The sequence below is a fragment of the Nonomuraea sp. 10N515B genome, from assembly GCF_052245915.1.
Classification (GTDB): Bacteria; Actinomycetota; Actinomycetes; order Streptosporangiales; family Streptosporangiaceae; genus Nonomuraea.
Map to the genome: position 1 here is coordinate 275,985 of NZ_JBQQBQ010000006.1, position 18,332 is coordinate 294,316.

Here is an 18,332-nt window from a genome sequence, read left to right on the forward strand (position 1 = left end):
GTCACTCCCCGGGCAGCCGGATCGAAAGAGCGTGGCGGAAGACGTCGAGCGGGTCCCAGCGGGCCTTGATCTCCTGCAGCCTCGGGTAGTTGTCCTTGAAGTAGAGCGTGTGCCAGGGCACGCCCGAGGTGTTCCACGCCGGATCGGCCAGGTCCACGTCGGGGTAGTTGATGTAGGAGCCGTCGGTGATCGGCCCGGGCACCGGCACTCCCCCGGTGTCGGCGTGCATGTCGCGGTAGAACTCGCGCATCCAGGTCATCCACCGCTCGTCGTACTTGGCGCCCAGCCAGTCGACGTTGTAGTAGGCGACGAGGATCGAGTCCCGGTGCGGGTTGGCCGTCGCCGCCGGTCCGGCCGCGTTGACCCGCCCGCCGTAGCCGTGCAGGTAGACCCCGGCGCTGTCGGCGTCTTCCGCGTCGTCGGTCAGGTGGCGGTAGAGGGTGGCGAGCTGCCGTTCGGACCAGCAGGCTCGCAGGTAGGAGCCCTTCGACTTGAACCTGATCGGGTAGCCGCCGGTGCTGTCGTCGTAGGCGAGCGTCAGCTCCAGCCACGGGCCGGTGTCGCTCTCGATCGTGTACGGCACCTCCACCCCGTCCACGACCGCGGCCACGTAGCTGTCCACGAGCCCGGCGGCGCCCGGCACGTCGCCGCTGATCTGCAGTTCCAGCATGATCTTCTCGTCGGGCGCCCGGCGGTTCAGTGTGAAGCCGGTGTCGAGGCTCGCGAACGGAGTGCCGTCGTGGCTGTTGCGTTCGTACCACTCGCAGTGGTTGCGCACGAGCCGGGTGAAGGAGGGCTCGTCGAGGTCCTTCCAGTACCAGCCGAGCGAGCTGGTCAGCAGCGTGGAAGGGGGCTTGGGCAGGAGTGTCGCCGGGTCATCGCCGTCGGCGTCCGGGGAGCGTAGCCAGTAGCGGGTGACGACGCCGAAGTTGCCGCCGCCCGCGCCGGTGTGCCCCCACCACAGGTCGTGGTTGGGGTCGCCGGGCTCGCGCGTGGCCACCACGCGCCGGGCCCGGCCGTCCTCGCCGACGACCACGACCTCAACGGCGTACAAGTGGTCGACGACCATGCCGTGCTCCCTGGAGAGCGGGCCGTACGCGCCGCCGGGGATGTGGCCGCCGATGCCGACGCTGGGGCAGGAGCCGGCCGGGATCGTGACCCCCCACCCCTCGTGCAGGGCGGCGAAGACCTCGCGCAGCGTGGCGCCGGGTTCGACGCAGAACGCCCGCATGTCCGGGTCATAGCTGATCGACCGCATCGGCCGCAGGTCGATCAGCACCCGCACGTCGTGGTCGTCCACGAACGGCTCCTCGCAGTGACCGCCACTGCGCACCGCGAGCCGCTTGCCCGCCGCGACCGCGGCGCCGACCACGTGCTCGACCTGCTCGGGCGAGCGGGCCAAATGAATGGTCTCCGGGCGGGCGCTGTAGCGCTTATTGTAGCCCCGGGCCGCCAGTCGTCGATAACGGGGGTCGCCGGGGCCGACCGCATCCGTCTCTGGAAATCGCTGCATGGTCGGCGCCTTTCAATTATTCGCCAATTAAGGTATTCACTGTCTCGCTGGCGGGACAGGAAAGGCGGATCGAATGGAGATTATCGGAAATGGCTTTCTAGCACATCATCTGCGACCGCTCGAAGGGGCGTATCAGCAGGTGGTGGCGTTGGCGGCAGGCGTTCCTCTGCCACAGAACACGGCCGCCGCGTACGCGCGGGAAACCGAACTCGTGGACGCGACCATCGACCGGTGCCGGCACACGGGCCGCACCGTGTTGTTTTTCTCGACGGCCGCCGCCGGAATGTACGGGAACAGCGACGGCGTCGAGGACGAGCCTTTTACCCCGGCCGACGAATACGGCGCGCACAAACTCGCGCTGGAGGAACGCGTAATAAAGTCGGGAGTGAGCCACCTCGTCCTGCGCCTGACCTACATCGTGGGCCCGCACGGGCGGGCCGACCGGCTCATCCCGGCGCTGATCGGCCAGCTCCGCTCGGGCCACGTCACCGTCTACCGGGGCGCGAGGCGCGACCTCCTCGACGTGTCGGACCTCATGCGGATCATCGCCGAACTGCTCCGCGCGGGCGTCCGTGACCAGGTGGTCAACGTGGCCTCCGGCGAGTCCGTGCCGATCATGCGTATCGTCGATCATCTGGAGTCCCGGCTCGGGATCCGGGCCGGGCGCACCTACGTGGACGTGGACGCGCCGCACAACGTCTCGGTGGCCAAGCTGCGGCGGCTGCTGCCGGGCGCGATCGACTTCGCCCCCGGCTACTACCGCACGGTCATCGACCGTTTCCTCGATGCGTGAGCGCCAGCCGTTCCAGCTCGGGCACGGCCTCGTTGGGCGTCGGCAGGGCGAGCATGTCGTGCTCCCACAGCGACCGCGCGCCCTTGGCGAACGACGGGTCCGCCAGCAGCCGCACGACCTGCTCGCGTACCCTTTCCCCGCTCGCCTCCCGGGTGGGCAGCGTCAGCCCGGCGCCGTTCTTCTCCAGGTACGCGGCCAGGAATGGCTCGTCGAAGATGTTCGGCAGCACGAGCTGCGGCACTCCGTGTGACAGGGTCGTGAACAACGTGCCGGGACCGCCGTGGTCGATCACCACCGCGCACGTCGGGGCCAGCGCGTTCAGCGGCGCGAACGTCACCAGTCTGGCGTTGCCCGGCACGGCGCCCAGCTTGGCCTGCTGCTCCTCCGGCAGGGTCGCGACGACCTCGACGTCGAGGTCGCCCAGCGCGTCGAGCAGCTCCCCCACGGACACGGCGTAGCCGTCGAGCCGCTCGATCGCGGTCGTGCCCAGCGTGAGGCAGACCCGCGGCCGCTCGGCCGGCTCGCGCAGCCAGCCGGGCACCGCCGCGGGCCCGTTGTACGGGACGTACCGCACGGGCACCTGGCGAAGGCCGAGATCCAGGCCGAGCTCGGGATCGCCGCGCAGCGAGGGCGGCACGGTGTCGATGGTGAAGTGCCCGGTCGTCATCTCCTCGTCGAACCGCCCGGCCTTGGCCGCCAGCCACTCGGCCAGCACGTCCTCCCGGTCGTGCGGCGGCTGCTCGTCACGCAGCCGCACGTACCTGGCGCGCATCCGGCCGAACAGGTCGATGCTCCAGTTGAAGCGGGCGTGCGCGGCCCCGCACGCGGTGGCCGCGATGGCGCCGGCGAACGTGATCGACTCCCAGACGATCAGGTCGGGCCGCCACCAGCGGCTGAAGGCGACCAGGTCGTCGATCATGGTGTCGTTGACCACGCGCCACCACCACGGGACGGCCTCGCCGTACCCCCACTTGAGGTGCTCCCAGGTGAGCACCTCAGCCCGGTCCTCGCCGAACTCGAACTCGGGCGCCTCGTCCCGCATCGCGTTGAGCTTGAGCACCATGGCGAAGCGGTGGTCCTTGCCGACCGGGACGGCGGTCAGCCCGGCTCGGTTGATCACCTGGGTCAGCTCGGGCTGGCTGGCCACCCGTACCTCGTGTCCGGCCGTCTGAAGCGCCCAAGCCAGCGGCACCATGCCGAGGAAGTGCGTCTTCTCGGCGTGCGCGGCGAACAGAACACGCATCGGGGTCCCCTCAGGAGTTGGCGGCCACGAACTCTCGGATCGTCCGGGCCGTGTAGTCGATCATTTCCGTGGTCAGCCCCGGGTAGACGCCGACCCAGAACGTGTGCTCAGTGACGACGTCGCTGTTGGTCAGCTCGCCGGAGACGCGGTGGGCGCTGTTGAGGTAGGCGGGGTGGCGGGTGAGGTTGCCGCCGAACAGGCCACGGGTGCTGATCTTCTGCTGCTCCAGGTGGTCCACCATGGCCTTGCGCGTGTACGGCGCCTCGGGCAGCACCGTGATGACGAAGCCGAACCAGCTCGGGTCGCCGCCTGGCGTCGGCTCGGGCAGCAGCAGCCCGGGCAGCCCGTCGAGCTGCTCGCGCAGCCGCGCCCAGTTGCGCCGCCTGGCCGCGCCGAACCACTCCAGTTTCGCGAGCTGGCTCAGGCCGAGCGAGGCCTGCAGGTCGGTGGACTTGAGGTTGTAGCCGACCGTGGAGAAGACGTACTTGTGGTCGTAGCCCAGCGGAAGCGTGCCGAGCTGCTGGTCGAAGCGCTTGAGGCAGCGGTTGTCCTCGCCCGGTTCGCACCAGCAGTCCCTGCCCCAGTCGCGCATCGACTCCACCAGACGGGCGAGCGAGAGGTCGCCGGTCAGGACGCAGCCGCCCTCGCCCATGGTGATGTGGTGCGCCGGGTAGAAGCTGACCGTGCTGAGGTGGCCGAACGTGCCCGTGAGCCGCCCCTCGTAGTACGAGCCGACGGCGTCGCAGTTGTCCTCGACGAAGAACAGGTCGTGGGCGGCGGCCAGCTCGGCGATCTCCCGCGCGGCGAACGGGTTGCCCAGCGAGTGCGCGATCATGATGGCTTTGGTGCGCGGCCCGATCGCCGCCTCCACCCGTTCCGGCGTCGTGTTGTACGTCCCCAGCTCGATGTCCACGAAGACCGGGACCAGGCCGTTCTGGATGATGGGGTTGACCGTGGTGGGGAAACCCGCCGCCACCGTGACCACCTCGTCGCCCGGGCGCAGCCGCCGGTCGCCCAGCGACGGCGACGTCAGGGCGCTGAGCGCCAGCAGGTTGGCCGACGAGCCCGAGTTCGTCAGGTGGGCCTTGCGCAGCCCGAAGAGCCTGGCGAACTCCCGCTCGAACCTGGCGGCGCTCACCCCGGCCGCGATCCGCATGTCGAGTGCGGCCTCGACGAGCGCCGCCCGCTCGCTCTCGTCGAGCACGGCGCCCGACACGAGCACCCTGGTCTCGCCGGGGACGAAGTCGACGTCCGCCTGCTCCTGATCGTATTTGCGGACCAGTTCGAGGATCCTGGCCTTCAGCTCATTCATGTTCTGCTCACCTTCGCTTGCCGGCGTACCTGGTCGACGAGCCTCGCCTGCGTGATGATCGACTCGTCGTCGAGGCTCCTGGCTCCCGTGCGCACCGCGAACACGAACGCGCTGAGGGTGTTCGCGAACTGGTCGTCAGGCTCCAGGAGCGTGCGTTCCTGGTGGTCCTGCCGGTCGACCAGGACGGCCGGCCGGTGCCCGGGTGGTGGGGTGAAGACGTGGTCGACGCGGATCCTGCCCTCGCTGCCGAGCAGTTCGTACCGGGACGCGTACAGGTGCTCCAGGCCGAACGAGACGTGCGCGTGCACGCCGTCCGGCCTGGTCAGCAGCGCTCCCCCGGCCACGTCCACGTCCAGCGCGAGGCTGTGCCGCAGGCTCGCCCCGGCCACCTCCAGCTCGCCGCCGAGGAAGAGCTGCGCGGCGCGGATCGGGTATCCGGCCACGTCGAGCAGCGCGCCGCCGCCCAGCTCGGCGCGGTAGCGGATGTCGTCGGGCGGCCTGGGAGGGATAGCGAAGATCGCGGAGAACGCGCGCAGCTCGCCGATGGCGCCGCCGTCCAGCAGTCGCCGGACGTAGGCGTGCTGGGAGTGCTGCAGGAACATGTAGTTCTCCCTGAGCACGAGCCCGCGCTCGGCGGCCAGCCGCACCAGCCGCTCGGTGTCGTGCGGGCTCGTCGTCATGGGCTTCTCCGCGAGCACGTGCTTGCCCGCCAGTAGCGCCCGCTCGATCCATTCGGCGTGCAGCGCGGACGGCAGCGGTATGTAGACGATGTCGACGTCGGGCTGTTCCAGCAGCCGCGCATAGCCTTCGACCGGCCGGCCGCCGTATTCCTTGGCCATTACCTCGGCCCGGTCGGGGAATCTGCTCGCGATGGCCGCGATTTCGATCCCGGGAACGGCGGCGACGGCCGGGAGAACTCTTTTCCCGGCGATGGCCGCGGTGCCGAGGACGCCGAGACCGAACGCGGGCGTCTCACTCTTGTCCAGGGGCATGGCGATTGACTTCCTCAAATTGGGGGACGTCCGCGACAACTCGTAATGAGACGCCATCTCCGCGGTGCAGTCAATTCAAGTACGATACGGCCGACTCGCCAGGAGAAAGGCCTTTATCGAGATGGCTGACTACGAATTCGACCGGGACTTCGATCCTATGCGGGACTTCGATCCGGCCCGCGACTTCGACCCGACCGAGGACTTCGACCCGATGCGCGATTATGTGCGGCACGAGGTCATCAGAACGGTGGCGAGAACCTGGGCCACCGCCACCGGCGAGGAGCGCCCCACCGGCGACTCGCCGATCGGCGACATCGACCAGGGCGCGTTCCTCGGCCTGCTGCTCACGCTGGAGGACCTCACCGGCGCGCCGCTGATGGCGGCGATGCACGAGTTCACCGGCAAGACCGTGGACGACTTCGTGACCTTCGTGGTCGATCACATCCCGCTGTGAACCGGGCCCGCCCGGCGGCTTCCAGCCGTCCCGCCAGCGAGACACCTCAGCTCCTGTAGACCTCGGCCAGCCGCTCCAGCTCGGGCACGAGCTCGTTGGGCGTCGGCTGGGAGAGCATCTCCTCGCGCAGCCGGGCCGCCTCCTTGCCGAACGCGGGCTCCTCGAGCAGCCGCGCCACCAGGTCGCGCACCTTCGCACCGGTCGCCTCGTGGCTGGGCAACGTGAGCCCCGCGCCCTGCCCGGCCAGGTTGGCGGCCCGCGCGGGCGCGTCGAACAGGTTCGGCAGGATGAGCTGCGGCACCCCGTTGAGCAGGCTCGTGCAGTACGACCCGCCGCCCCCGTGATGGATGACCACGTCGCAGGTCGGGACGAGCGCGTGCAGCGGCACGAACGTCACCAGCCGCACGTTGTCCGGCACCGGCCCCAGCTCGGCCTGCTGCCTGTCCGACAGCGTGGCCACGACCTCGACGTCCAGCTCCGCCACCGACTCCAGCAGCTCGCCCACCGGCACGAAGTACCCGTCCAGCCGTTCGCTGGCGGCGGTGCCCAGCGTGAGGCAGACCCGCGGGCGGCCGGCGGGCTCGCGCAGCCACTCGGGGATGACGGACGCGCCGTTGTACGGCACGTACCTGATCGGCACGGTGTGCAGGCCCAGGTCGAGCCGGAGTGGCGCGGGCATGTAGTCGATGGTGAACCGCCCGGTGACCAGCTCTTCCGAGAAGCGCCCGCCGAAGTACCCGGCCCTGGCCGTGAGCCACTCCTGCATCGGGTCGCGCCGGTCGTAGGCGGGCTGCTCGTCCCTGACACGCACGTAGTGGCGGCGCATCCGGGTGAAGACGTCGAGCCCCCACATGAACCGGGCGTGCGCGGCCCCCGCGGCCTCGGCGGCGATCGGCGCCGCGTACGTGATCGGCTCCCAGATCACCAGGTCGGGCCGCCACTGGCGGCACAGGTCCACCAGGTCGGCCACCATCGAGTCGTTGACCACACGGAACCACCACCGAACGACCTGGTCGTAGCCGGGCCGCAGGTAGTCCCAGGTGAGTTTCTCCGGCCGGTTCTCGGCCATGTCGAACATGGGCACGTCTATTTCCAGCCGCTTTTCCAGCCTGGAAATCTCGTAGAGTTTGTGGTCCTTGCCCACGGGAACCGCGGTCAGCCCGGCGCCGGTAATGACGTCGGTCATTTCCGGCTGGCTGGCCACGCGTACGTCGTGGCCGGCGGTGCGCAGCGCCCAGGCCAGTGGCGCCATACCGAGGAAGTGCGTCTTCTCCGCGATGGCGGCGAACAGCACACGCATATCCCGTCCTCTCCTCGAAACGTGGACCGGAGAATAATTCAAGCAGTAGTGTGACCGCCATGAAGGGAATAGTTCTCGCCGGCGGAAACGGGACCCGCCTGCACCCCCTGACTTTCGCCACGTCCAAGCAATTACTACCCATCTACGACAAGCCGATGATCTACTATCCGATTTCCGTGCTGATGCTCGCCGGAATCAGAGATATTCTGCTGATCTCCACGCCCGGCACGATCCCGCAGCTGCGGGCGCTGCTCGGCGACGGGTCGCGGCTCGGGGTGTCGTTCTCGTACGCGCCGCAGCCGGAGCCGCGCGGCATCGCCGACGCGTTCCTCATCGGCTCCGGCCACATCGGCGGGGACGACTGCGCGCTGATCCTGGGCGACAACCTCTTCCACGGGGCCGGCTTCCCGGAGATCCTCAGGACCGCGCAGGAGGAGCTCGACGGCTGCGTGCTGTTCGGCTACCCGGTCACCGACCCCGAGCGGTACGGCATCGCCGAGCTGGACGAGCACGGCCACCTGATGTCGATCGAGGAGAAGCCGCTCCAGCCCAGGTCCGACAACGCGATCACCGGCCTGTACTTCTATGACTCGACGGTCGTCGAGCTGGCCCGCGGGCTCCGGCCGTCCGCCCGCGGCGAGCTGGAGATCACCGACGTCAACCGCATCTACCTGAGCCAGGGCCGGGCCCGCCTGATCGAGCTGGGCAGGGGCTTCACGTGGCTCGACGCGGGCACCCACCAGTCGCTGCTGGAGGCAAGCCAGTACGTCGAGATCCTGGAGCACCGGCAGGGCGTGCGGGTGGCCTGCCTGGAGGAGATCGCGCTGCGCATGGGCTACATCAGCGCCGACGAGTGCTACAGCAGGGGCATCGAGATGAAGAACTCGTCCTACGGCCACTACGTGATGGACATCGCCCGATCCATGGCTTGACACCGAAGGCAGATCGACATGCGAATCTTGGTCACCGGCGGCGCTGGCTTCATCGGGTCGAACTTCGCCAGGCGCGCGCTCACCGGCGCCTATCCCGGACTCGACGTCACCGGCCTCGTCGTGCTCGACAAGCTCACCTACGCCGGCACGCTCGACAGCCTGGCGCCCGTGGCGGACGACCCGCGGCTGACGTTCGTGCGGGGCGATGTGTGCGACGCGGCGCTGCTCGACGAGCTGCTCCAAGGCGTGGCACTCGTGGTGCACTTCGCCGCGGAGACGCACGTGGACAGGTCCATCGAGAGCGGCTCCGACTTCGTCATGACCAACGTGGTCGGCACACAGACCGTGCTGGAGTCCGCACTGCGGGCCGGCGTGGGCAAGGTGGTGCACGTCTCGACCGACGAGGTCTACGGCTCGATCGAATCCGGCTCGTGGACGGAGAGCCACCCGCTGGAGCCGAACTCGCCGTACTCCGCCTCCAAGGCCGCCTCCGACCTGCTGGCGCTCGCCTTCGCCCGCACCCACGGGCTGCCCGTCTCGATCACCCGCTGCTCCAACAACTACGGCCCGTACCAGTTCCCGGAGAAGGTCATCCCGCTGTTCCTCACCCATCTCATGGAGGGCAGGACCGTCCCGCTGTACGGCGACGGCAGGCACGTCAGGGAGTGGATCCACGTGGACGACCACTGCCTGGGCATCGCCCTGGTGGCGGCGGGGGGACGGGCCGGGCACGTCTACAACATCGGCAGCACCACCGAGCTGACGAACCTCGACCTCACCAGGGCGCTGCTGGACATCTCCGGCGCCGACTGGTCGAGCGTGCGCTTCGTGACCGACCGCAAGGGCCACGACCGCCGTTACTCGCTCGACTTCACCAAGATCACCGAGGAGCTGGGGTTCCGTCCCCGGATCCCGTTCGCCGACGGCCTCGCCGCGGTGGCCCGCTGGTACGAGGAGAATCGCGCCTGGTGGGAGCCGCTGAAGAAGGAACGTCTAGATCCCGTCTAGATGCCGTAAAGGATCAGCGTCGCAGAATCGTGATCGTCGGATCGATGCGAAGGGTGGTGTCGAAATATGACCAGCCGCAGCAACGGCGCGGTGACCACGAAAACCCCCGACGACCGGATCGGCCTCGACGGCCGGGCCCTGACGAAGCGCACGTCCCTCTCCATCCCGCCAGGCATGTCGATCAACGCCTGGCGGCACCTTGGCCGCCAGATCTTCGTGATCTCGGATTCGTCGGCGTGGTGGCTGGGCGACTGGCTGATCTACGGCCAGCGGCAATACCCCGACCGCTACAAGCGCGCGATCGAGGAGACCTCGCTCGACTACCAGACGCTGCGTAACTACGCGTGGGTGGCCAGGCAGTTCCACGTCACCAGGCGCAGGGACAAACTCAGCTTCCAGCACCATGCCGAGGTGGCCAGCCTGACCGAGCCCGAGCAGGACACCTGGCTCGACCGGGCCGAGCAGGGCTCCTGGTCGCGCAACGAGCTGCGCCGCCAGATCAGGGCCAGCAAGAACCCTGGCCGCGTGCCTGGCGAGGTGACCCACATCCAGATGAACGTGATCGCCGACCAGAAGCGGCGCTGGCAGGAGGCTGCGGAGTCGGCCGAGCAGGACCTGCTCGGCTGGATCGTGGCGATCCTGGACCGGGCCGCGACGACCGCCCTCGAGCCAGGCGAGCCGCTGGCAGCCGGAACGCTCGATCCGCGTGGGCAGATGGCCGCCGGGACGCTCGAGCCCAGCAAGCAGATCGCCTGAGCCATGAGGACGACCCACGGCGCGGTGGCCGAACTGGCCCAGCTGGACGGCGACCGGCCCGCCGCCACCTTCATCGACCACCGCGCACGCCTGGCCGACGGGCGGCGCGGCCGGGCCACGCTCACGCTGACCTACGGCGAGCTGGACGCGCGGGCCCGTGCCACGGCCGCCGTCCTGCGGCGACGCTGCGCTCCGGGCGGGCGGGCGGCGATCATGTGCCCGCACGGGCTCGAGTACATCGTGGCCTTCCTGGCCTGCCTGAACGCGGGCGTGGTAGCGGTGCCGCTGCACGCGCCCGAGCTGTTCCGCGACCACGTCAGGCTGCGCGCGATCGTCGCGGACTGCGCGCCGGGCGCGGTGCTCACGACCTCCGGCGCCGCCACGGCCGTGCGCGCCGCGCTGGGCGCGGACGACCTGCTGCTGGTGGACGAGGTGCCCGTCGCGGAGGGCCACGACCTGCGGCGGGCCGACGTCGATCCGGACGAGGTGGCGTACCTGCAGTACACCTCCGGATCGACCGGCAACCCCACCGGCGTGCGGATCACCCACGCGAACCTGGCCGCCGCCAACCACCAGATCACCGCCCACTTCCCCGAGTCGTCCACCGTGGTGTCGTGGGTGCCGTTCTTCCACGACTTCGGGCTGGTGTGCGGCATCGCCACGCCGTTGAGCGCCGGGTCGCACACCGTGCACATCAGCCCGATGACGTTCGTGCAGGACCCGTACCGGTGGCTGGAGGCGATCTCGGAGTTCCGGGCGGACTGGAGCGTGGCGCCGACGTTCAGCCTGACGCAGTGCGTACGGCGGGTGAGTGACGAGCGCAAGCGGGACCTCGACCTCAGCTCGCTCAAGGTGCTCACGATCGCGGCCGAGCCCATCCGCCCCGAGGCCGTCGAGTCGTTCGTGGCGGCCTTCGCGGGCTGCGGGTTGTCCCCGTCCGCCCCGACCCCCTCCTACGGCCTGGCCGAGGCCACGCTTCCGGTCACCGCCTCGCCCGTCGGCAGGCAGGCGAAGACCGTCACCGTGGACCGGGCCGCGCTGGCCGCGGGCCAGGTGCGCGCGTCGCACGACGGCGTGCGGCTGGTCTCCTGCGGGACACCCAGCCAGGGCGTCTCGATAATGATCGACGGCGACGAGGTCGGCGAGATCCTGGTACGCGGCCCGAACGTCGCCTCCTACGCCGACGACGGCTGGCTGCACACCGGCGACCTGGGCTTCGTCCACGAGGGCGAGCTCTATGTCGCCGGCCGGATCAAGGACCTGGTCATCGTACGGGGACGCAACCACTACCCGGACGACATCGAGACCACGGTCCTGGCGACCTCGCCGGACCTCCTGTCCACCGCGGCGGCGTTCTCCACAGACGGCTCCATCGACGGAGAAGGGGACGGCGAGCGGCTGGTCCTGGTCGTCGAGGCCGAGCGCGAGCTGCTGACCGATGACGAGGCCGCGCGGAAGGCGGCCGCCGAGTCGGCGCGTCAGGCGGTGACCCGCGAGCACGGCCTGGACGTGCACGAAGTCCTGCTCGTCAGGCGTGGCCGCATCCCGCGGACCACGAGCGGCAAGCTCAGGCGCGGCGCCTGCCGCGAGCAGTACCTGCGCGGAGAGTTCCACTCATCGATTCCCGAAGGTGACAGGTTATGACGCTGGCTGTCTGGGACTACCTGCATGAGTACGAGGCAGAGCGCGAGGACCTCCTCGACGCCGTGGACACCGTCTTCCGCTCCGGGCGGCTGGTGCTCGGCCAGAGCGTGTCCAGGTTCGAGCGGTCGTTCGCCGACTACCACGGAGCCGCGCACTGCGTGGGTGTGGACAACGGCACCAACGCCATCGTCCTGGGCCTCCAGGCGCTCGGCGTCAAGCCGGGGGACGAGGTCATCACCGTCTCGAACACGGCCGCGCCCACCGTGGTCGCCATCGACGCCGTGGGGGCGGTGCCGGTCTTCGTGGACACGCTGCCCGGCACGTACCTGATGGACGTCGATCAGGTGGCGGCGGCGATCACGCCCCGCACCCGCTGCCTGCTGCCCGTGCACCTCTACGGACAGTGCGTGGACATGGCGCCGCTCGAGCGGCTGGCGGCCGAGCACGACCTGGTCATCCTGGAGGACTGCGCGCAGGCGCACGGCGCGCGTCACCACGGCCGTGTGGCGGGCTCGATGGGCCGGGCCGCGGCCTTCTCGTTCTACCCGACGAAGGTGCTGGGCGCGTACGGCGACGGCGGAGCGACGATCACCTCCGACGACGCGGTGGCCGCGCGGTTGCGGCGGCTGCGGTACTACGGCATGGAGGACCGCTACTACGTCGTCGAGACCCCAGGACACAACAGCCGGCTGGACGAGGTGCAGGCCGAGATCCTGCGGCGCAAGCTGACCAGGCTCGACGCCTACATCGCCGGCAGGCGCGCGGTCGCCGCCAGGTACGCCGACGGGCTCGCCGACACCGACCTGGTGCTGCCCGCCACGGCGGAGGGCAACGAGCACGTCTACTACGTGTACGTCGTCCGCCACCCCGCCCGCGACGCCGTCATCGAGCGGATGCGCTCCTACGGCATCCAGCTCAACATCAGCTACCAGTGGCCGGTGCACACCATGTCGGGCTTCGCCCACCTCGGCTACGGCAAGGGCGCCTTCCCCGTGACCGAGTCGGCCGCCGACGAGATCTTCTCGCTGCCCATGTTCCCCTCGCTCCAGGTCAGCGACCAGGAGAAGGTCATCGACGCCCTTCGAGACGTACTGGCGACACTGTGAACGAGCGAAGCGAGCGAACCATGAGCGCGGGTTACGACCTGGAGGCCGAGATCCAGTTCACGCTCTCGGCGCTGGCGGGGGACGACCCGGGCGCGGACTTCCAGGACTGGTGGGCGGAACGGCACAGGGCCGGCTACTTCAACGTGACCAGGATCCCGTTCGCCGAGCTGGACAAGTGGCGCTTCGAGCCGGACGGCGGCAACCTCGTGCACGAGAGCGGCCGCTTCTTCGCGGTCGAGGGCCTGCGCGTGCGGAACGGCGAGGCGCTGTGGTCCCGGCCGATCATCAACCAGCCGGAGATCGGCGTGCTCGGCATCCTGGTCAAGGAGTTCGACGGGGTGCTGCACTGCCTGATGCAGGCCAAGATGGAGCCGGGCAACGTCAACACCCTGCAGCTCTCGCCGACCGTGCAGGCCACCAGGAGCAACTACACCCGCATCCACCGCGGAGCCAACACCCGCTACCTCGAATACTTCAGGGAGAGCCGCGGGCAGGTGCTGGTGGACGTGCTCCAGTCGGAGCAGGGCGCCTGGTTCTGGCACAAGAGCAACAGGAACATGGTGGTCAAGGTCACCGAGGACGTCCCCGAGCACGAGGACTTCCACTGGCTGACGCTGCACCAGGTCCGGGCCCTGCTGGGCACCGACAACTTCATCAACATGGACGCCCGCACCGTGCTGTCGTGCATGCCGTTCGCGCATCCGCGCGGCACGCGCGGCGACGCCTTCTCCGAGGCGCTGGTGCGCTCGTACGAGCACGACCCCGAGCTGGCGCTGCACCCGCTGGAGCGCATCCTGAGCTGGTTGATCGAGGCGAAGACCCGCTGCGAGTGGAACTCCCGGCTCATCCCGCTCTCCCAGATCGAGGGCTGGTCCAAAGGCGAGGACGAGATCACCGACGACGAGCACAGGGACGTGCGGGTCATCGCGGTCAGCGTGGAGGCGGGCACCCGGGAGGTCACCAGGTGGACGCAGCCGCTGCTCGCCCCGCGCGGCGTGGGGCTGGCCGCGTTCCTGGCCCGGCCGATCGGGGGCGTGCTGCACCTGCTGGTGCAGGCCAGGCCCGAGCCGGGGCTGCTGGACGTGGTGGAGATGGCGCCGACGGTGCAGCTCATGTCACATGAGAGGGACGGCGGTCCGTACGTGAACGACGTGCTGGCCGCGCGCCCCGGGCAGGTGCGCTACGACGCGGTGCAGTCGGAGGAGGGCGGCCGCTTCCACCACGCGCAGACCCGCTACCAGGTGATCGAGGTGGGCGAGGACTTCCCCGCCGAGGTGCCGGAGAACTACTGCTGGGTGACCGTGCGCCAGCTCATGAGCCTGCTGAGGCACGGCCAGTATCTCAACATCGAGGCCCGCAGCCTGCTGGCCTGCGTGCACAGCCTCTGGTGAGCGTCACCGGCAGATCATCGCGGTGAGGCTGCGCACGGTCCTGAAGTCGTCGGCCTCGATTCCGTCCACGACCGCGCCGAACTCGGCGCGGATGTAGTTGAGCAGGATCGAGGTGTTCAGCGAGGTGAGGATCCCCCATTCGAGCAGGGGCGCGCTGTCGTCGAGCTCGCCCCGTGGGTCCCCGTCCAGGAACCTGTCGCGGATGAAGCCGATGAGCTTGCTCGACACGTCGCTCTCGGTCACGTCGTTCTCCTTTCCAGTGCCAGCCTGTCGATCTTTCCGTTGCCGGTGCGCGGCAGCTCGGCCACGAAGCGGAACTCGTCGCAGATCATGTACGGCGGGAGCCGCCCGGCGCTGTGCCGCTTGAGCGCCAGCACGCCCGGCTCCGCCCCGGCGCGCGCCCTGACATGGGCCACGAGCCTGGCGTCGAGCCCGCTCCCCTCGACGGTCACGGCGGCCTCGGCGACGCCCGGGTGGGCGACCAGCACGGCCTCGACCTCGCCCGGCTCGACCCGGTGTCCCCGCACCTTGACGAGGTGGTCGGTGCGGCCGACGTACTCCAGCGTGCCGTCGGGCAGGGCCCTGACGATGTCGCCCGTGGCGTAGGGGCCGCGGTGGGGCTCGTGGCCCCAGTAGCCCAGCATCACGGTGGGGCCCTCCACCATCAGCTCGCCCTCCTCGCCCGGCCCCGCCACGGTGCCGTCGGGGCGCACGGGCCACACCTTGTCGCCGCAGCTCGCCAGGCCGATCGGCACGGGGCGGTCGCGCGCCAGGTCCTCGGGCCGGACCTCGTGGAAGGTGCACACGTTGGTCTCGGTGGGGCCGTACAGGTTGAGCAGGCGGGCCGTGGTCCACCGCGCGAGGCCGCGGACGTGCGGGATGGGGAACGGCTCCCCCGCGAACAGCACCGCGCGCAGGCCGGCGGGGGCGGGCGCGTCGAGCAGGCCGCCGTCGCGGATCATGAGTGTGAGCGCGGACGGCACCGAGTACCACACGCTGATCCGCTGCTCGTGCAGCAGTTCCACCAGCCTGCCCGGCGCGTACGCCAGCCCGCCGGGGATCAGGCACACGGCCGCGCCCACCGAGAAGGCGGCGTAGAGGTCGAGCACCGACAGGTCGAACGTGAACGGCGCGTGGTTGGCGAACCTGTCCTCGGCTCGCGCGCCCAGCTCGGCCACCGCCCAGTCCACGAAGGCCCGCGCGTTGCCGTGGCTGACGCAGACGCCCTTGGGCGTGCCGGTCGAGCCGGAGGTGTAGAGGATGTACGCCAGGTCACCCGCGCCCGACTCGGCCGGGACGATCGATCCCGCGCCGGGCGCGTCCACATCGACGCGGTCGATCCCGGCGCCGATCCGGTCCATCAGGCCGGCGGTCGTGCAGATCACCCTGGCCGCGCAGTCCGCCGCCATGAGCGCGACCCTGGCGGCGGGCGTGGACTCGCCCGCGGGCACGTACGCCGCTCCGAGCCTGAGTACGGCCTGCATGGCCGCCACCATGCCCGGCGACTTCGGACCCCAGATCAGCACCCGGTCGCCGCGCACGACACCACGCGCCGCCAGCGTCCGGGCCAGCTCACCGGCCCTGCGGTCGAGCTCCGCGTAGCTCAGCTCGCCCGCCGGACCCGACACGGCAGTCCGCCCGGGGTGCCGCGCCGCCGTCGAGATGACCAGGTTGTGAAGGTTCACAGGCCCTCCTCCGTCGGGCCTGTGAACAGGTTGCTGTGTCCATTGGTTCGTTCGCTTCGCTCACTCACAAGCCCACCTCCCTGGCGATGATCTCTCGCTGGATCTCCGTCGTCCCCGAGAAGATCGTGCTCGGCACGGCGTCACGCAGGCGTGCCTCGATGCCCGGCCCGGTCAGGTAGCCGGCCGCGCCGAAGATCTGCACCGCGTCCAGCCCGTTGGCCACCGCCGCCTCGGAGACCGCCGCCTTCGACATGGCCGCCGCGGCCACCCGGCCCGCGTGTCCCTGGTCGAGCTGCCAGCAGGCTCGATAGAGCAGCAGCCGCGCGCCCTCCAGCCGCTGGGCCATGGCCGCGATCCGGTGCGAGACGGCCTGGAAGCCGCCGATCTCGCGGCCGAACTGGCGGCGCTCGCGGGCGTGCGCGACCACGCGGTCGAGCTGGTCGTCCATCAGGCCGAGGTAGACGGCGAACAGGCAGGCGCGCTCCCAGCCCATCGAGTGCTGGAAGATCGCACTGCCCTGCCCCGGCCTGCCGAGCACGTAACGATCGGGCACGCGGCAGCCGGAGAAGCGCACGCGGGCGGCGGCGCAGCCGTGCAGGCCCATCTTCTCCAGGGGCGACCCGACCTCGACACCGGGCAGGTCGCGGGGCACGGCGAAGGCGGTGATGCCGAGGAAACCGGCCGTGGGGTCGGTGACCGCGTAGGTCACGATGACGTCGGCGAGCGGGGCGTTGCTGGCGAACGACTTCTCGCCGTCCAGCACGTAGGCGTCGCCGTCGCGGCGGGCGGTGGTGGCGAGCCTGCCGACGTCGGAGCCGGCGCCGTCCTCGGTCATCGCGTTCGCCGCGATCCGCTCGCCGGTTGCCAGCCCGGCGAGCAGGCCACTCTCCTTCGAGGCGAAGTCGCGGATGGGGACGGCGCAGGCGAGCAGGTGCGCGGCGACCGCGAACGGCAGCCCCGCAGTCGCGCACCCTCTGCCGAACGCCTCCAGGCACAACGCCGTGTCCAGCGCGCCCAGGCCGGACCCGCCGTGCTCCTTGGGCAGGCAGAGCCCGGTGAGCCCGAGCCTCCCGGCGGCCCGCCACTCGGCGCGGGTGGCGGGCGAGCTCGGGCAGGCCAGCTCGGCGCGGACGCCCGCCAGCGTCTCGTCGTAGCGTTTGCGCTGCTCCGGAGCGAGGTCGAAGTTCATGGCCCGATCCTCACGACGGCGCACGAGGCGGTGACGCCGGGACCGAGGCTGGCCATGAGCAGGTGGTCGCCCGGCCCCAGCTCGCCCGCCGCCAGCAGGTGGTGCAGGGCGACGAGCTGGTCGCTGGCGCCGAGATGGCCGACGGTGCGCCCGTGCTCCCAGGTGGACTTCTCCATGGGCAGGCCGAGCGCGCCCACGCAGCGCTCCTCGACGGCCTGCCTGCCGAGGTTCGTGAACGCGACCCTGGTGACCTGCTCGGCCTCGATCCCGGCCTCCTCCAGGGTCTTCTTCATGACCTGCACGAACTTCTCATGCATGGTGATCCAGATCATCGCCAGGTCGAGCTTGGACAGCGTGAGCTTGACGAACTCGTCGGTCCTGGCGACGAAGTCGACCGCGGCCCCGGTGGTGGCCCCCGGCGGGAACAGCGGCTCGCCCTGGCGGTGCAGCTCCTCGGCCTCAGGGATGGTCACCGAGTTCACCGACAGCAGCCGGGCGAAGCCGGGCCTGCGGCTGAGCACGAGCGCGGAGGCGCCGTCGCCGAGGATGAAGTTGGGGCCGGCCCGCCACCTGTCGATGCGTGCGGTGCCGAAGTTGTCCGCCGCCACGATCAGCGCGTCGCGCCCCTCCCCCAGGTAGGCCGAGGCCAGCTCCAGCGCCGTGAACACGCCGTTGCAGCCCTGCCTGACCTCGAGCGCGAGCAGATCGCCGCCCACGAGATGGTGCTGCAGGTAGTAGTGGGGGGACCAGCCGTCCGGCCCCTGGTGCCAGACGTCGGTGTACAGCAGCAGGCCCAGCTCCTCCAGCGGCGCGCCGTGCTGTTTGAGCGCCTCCTGGGCCGCCTGGAGGGCCATCTCGGGCGCGGGCGTGTCGCCGGCTATGGCCGTGGCCAGCAGCCCCTGCTCCTCGGCGGCGGAGGCCGGGTACAGGCCCTGCTCGACCGCCCAGCCCACACTGACCGTCTCGGGCACGTGCACGCCGAGCCCGCCCAAGTAGACGTCGTCCGTACGCACT

Annotated in this window: 17 protein-coding genes; 8 read left to right on the forward strand and 9 right to left on the reverse strand. The window is 70.2% G+C overall.

Annotated elements, in window-relative coordinates:
• Position 1: 1 nt before the first annotated feature.
• Positions 2 to 1,513: an FAD-binding oxidoreductase gene (locus ACTWQA_RS11550; protein ID WP_443159231.1), complete on the reverse strand. Its 1,512-nt coding sequence runs from the start codon at positions 1,511 to 1,513 to the stop codon at positions 2 to 4.
• A 73-nt stretch (positions 1,514 to 1,586) separates the two neighbouring features.
• Between ACTWQA_RS11550 and ACTWQA_RS11555 the strand changes: the two genes are divergently transcribed.
• Positions 1,587 to 2,306, forward strand: a complete 720-nt coding sequence (locus ACTWQA_RS11555) for an NAD-dependent epimerase/dehydratase family protein (RefSeq protein WP_443159232.1) — start codon at positions 1,587 to 1,589, stop codon at positions 2,304 to 2,306.
• Here the strand turns inward: ACTWQA_RS11555 and ACTWQA_RS11560 are convergent.
• The 3 genes from ACTWQA_RS11560 to ACTWQA_RS11570 are packed head-to-tail and all read right to left on the reverse strand — an operon-like array spanning position 2,281 to position 5,853.
• Positions 2,281 to 3,549 (reverse strand): activator-dependent family glycosyltransferase, encoded by a 1,269-nt coding sequence (locus tag ACTWQA_RS11560; RefSeq protein ID WP_443159233.1) that lies wholly within the window; start codon positions 3,547 to 3,549, stop codon positions 2,281 to 2,283. The genes ACTWQA_RS11555 and ACTWQA_RS11560 overlap by 26 nt on opposite strands.
• Positions 3,550 to 3,559: 10 nt before the next feature.
• Positions 3,560 to 4,861 carry a lipopolysaccharide biosynthesis protein RfbH gene (gene rfbH, locus ACTWQA_RS11565; protein WP_443159234.1) on the reverse strand — a complete coding sequence of 434 codons (1,302 nt, stop codon included), beginning with the start codon at positions 4,859 to 4,861 and terminating at the stop codon, positions 3,560 to 3,562.
• Positions 4,858 to 5,853, reverse strand: coding sequence for a Gfo/Idh/MocA family protein (locus ACTWQA_RS11570; protein WP_443159235.1), 996 nt, complete (start codon positions 5,851 to 5,853; stop codon positions 4,858 to 4,860). The genes rfbH and ACTWQA_RS11570 overlap by 4 nt, the downstream gene beginning before the upstream one ends.
• Positions 5,854 to 5,974: 121 nt before the next feature.
• On the opposite strand from ACTWQA_RS11570, the gene ACTWQA_RS11575 reads away from it, so the two are divergent.
• Positions 5,975 to 6,307, forward strand: a complete 333-nt coding sequence (locus ACTWQA_RS11575) for a hypothetical protein (protein WP_443159236.1) — start codon at positions 5,975 to 5,977, stop codon at positions 6,305 to 6,307.
• A gap of 46 nt (positions 6,308 to 6,353) precedes the next feature.
• Here the strand turns inward: ACTWQA_RS11575 and ACTWQA_RS11580 are convergent, their stop codons facing one another.
• On the reverse strand, positions 6,354 to 7,607 hold the full coding sequence (locus ACTWQA_RS11580) for an activator-dependent family glycosyltransferase (RefSeq protein ID WP_443159237.1): 1,254 nt from the start codon (positions 7,605 to 7,607) through the stop codon (positions 6,354 to 6,356).
• Positions 7,608 to 7,666: 59 nt separating this feature from the next.
• Between ACTWQA_RS11580 and rfbA the strand changes: the two genes are divergently transcribed.
• From rfbA to ACTWQA_RS11610, 6 genes are all read left to right on the forward strand, one after another.
• Complete coding sequence (rfbA, locus tag ACTWQA_RS11585; RefSeq protein ID WP_443159238.1) at positions 7,667 to 8,539, forward strand: glucose-1-phosphate thymidylyltransferase RfbA; 873 nt, start codon at positions 7,667 to 7,669, stop codon at positions 8,537 to 8,539.
• Between the two features lie 18 nt (positions 8,540 to 8,557).
• Positions 8,558 to 9,547 carry a dTDP-glucose 4,6-dehydratase gene (rfbB, locus tag ACTWQA_RS11590; protein WP_443159239.1) on the forward strand — a complete coding sequence of 330 codons (990 nt, stop codon included), beginning with the start codon at positions 8,558 to 8,560 and terminating at the stop codon, positions 9,545 to 9,547.
• 66 nt (positions 9,548 to 9,613) lie between these two features.
• Positions 9,614 to 10,303, forward strand: coding sequence for an LmbU family transcriptional regulator (locus ACTWQA_RS11595; protein ID WP_443159240.1), 690 nt, complete (start codon positions 9,614 to 9,616; stop codon positions 10,301 to 10,303).
• A gap of 3 nt (positions 10,304 to 10,306) precedes the next feature.
• Positions 10,307 to 11,947, forward strand: a complete 1,641-nt coding sequence (locus ACTWQA_RS11600) for a fatty acyl-AMP ligase (protein WP_443159241.1) — start codon at positions 10,307 to 10,309, stop codon at positions 11,945 to 11,947.
• On the forward strand, positions 11,944 to 13,053 hold the full coding sequence (locus tag ACTWQA_RS11605; protein ID WP_443159242.1) for a DegT/DnrJ/EryC1/StrS family aminotransferase: 1,110 nt from the start codon (positions 11,944 to 11,946) through the stop codon (positions 13,051 to 13,053). The genes ACTWQA_RS11600 and ACTWQA_RS11605 overlap by 4 nt, the downstream gene beginning before the upstream one ends.
• Before the next feature lie 20 nt (positions 13,054 to 13,073).
• Positions 13,074 to 14,444: an NDP-hexose 2,3-dehydratase family protein gene (locus ACTWQA_RS11610; RefSeq protein ID WP_443159243.1), complete on the forward strand. Its 1,371-nt coding sequence runs from the start codon at positions 13,074 to 13,076 to the stop codon at positions 14,442 to 14,444.
• Positions 14,445 to 14,447: 3 nt separating this feature from the next.
• On the opposite strand, the gene ACTWQA_RS11615 is transcribed toward ACTWQA_RS11610, so the two are convergent.
• The 4 genes from ACTWQA_RS11615 to ACTWQA_RS11630 all read right to left on the reverse strand — a co-directional run bounded on the left by ACTWQA_RS11615 (position 14,448) and on the right by ACTWQA_RS11630 (position 18,331).
• Positions 14,448 to 14,687 carry an acyl carrier protein gene (locus tag ACTWQA_RS11615; protein WP_443159244.1) on the reverse strand — a complete coding sequence of 80 codons (240 nt, stop codon included), beginning with the start codon at positions 14,685 to 14,687 and terminating at the stop codon, positions 14,448 to 14,450.
• On the reverse strand, positions 14,684 to 16,129 hold the full coding sequence (locus ACTWQA_RS11620) for an amino acid adenylation domain-containing protein (RefSeq protein WP_443159245.1): 1,446 nt from the start codon (positions 16,127 to 16,129) through the stop codon (positions 14,684 to 14,686). Before ACTWQA_RS11620 ends, ACTWQA_RS11615 begins: the two co-directional genes overlap by 4 nt.
• 64 nt (positions 16,130 to 16,193) lie before the next feature.
• Positions 16,194 to 17,318 carry an acyl-CoA dehydrogenase family protein gene (locus ACTWQA_RS11625; protein ID WP_443159246.1) on the reverse strand — a complete coding sequence of 375 codons (1,125 nt, stop codon included), beginning with the start codon at positions 17,316 to 17,318 and terminating at the stop codon, positions 16,194 to 16,196.
• Positions 17,315 to 18,331, reverse strand: a complete 1,017-nt coding sequence (locus ACTWQA_RS11630; protein ID WP_443159247.1) for a ketoacyl-ACP synthase III family protein — start codon at positions 18,329 to 18,331, stop codon at positions 17,315 to 17,317. The genes ACTWQA_RS11625 and ACTWQA_RS11630 overlap by 4 nt, the downstream gene beginning before the upstream one ends.
• Position 18,332 lies beyond the last annotated feature (1 nt).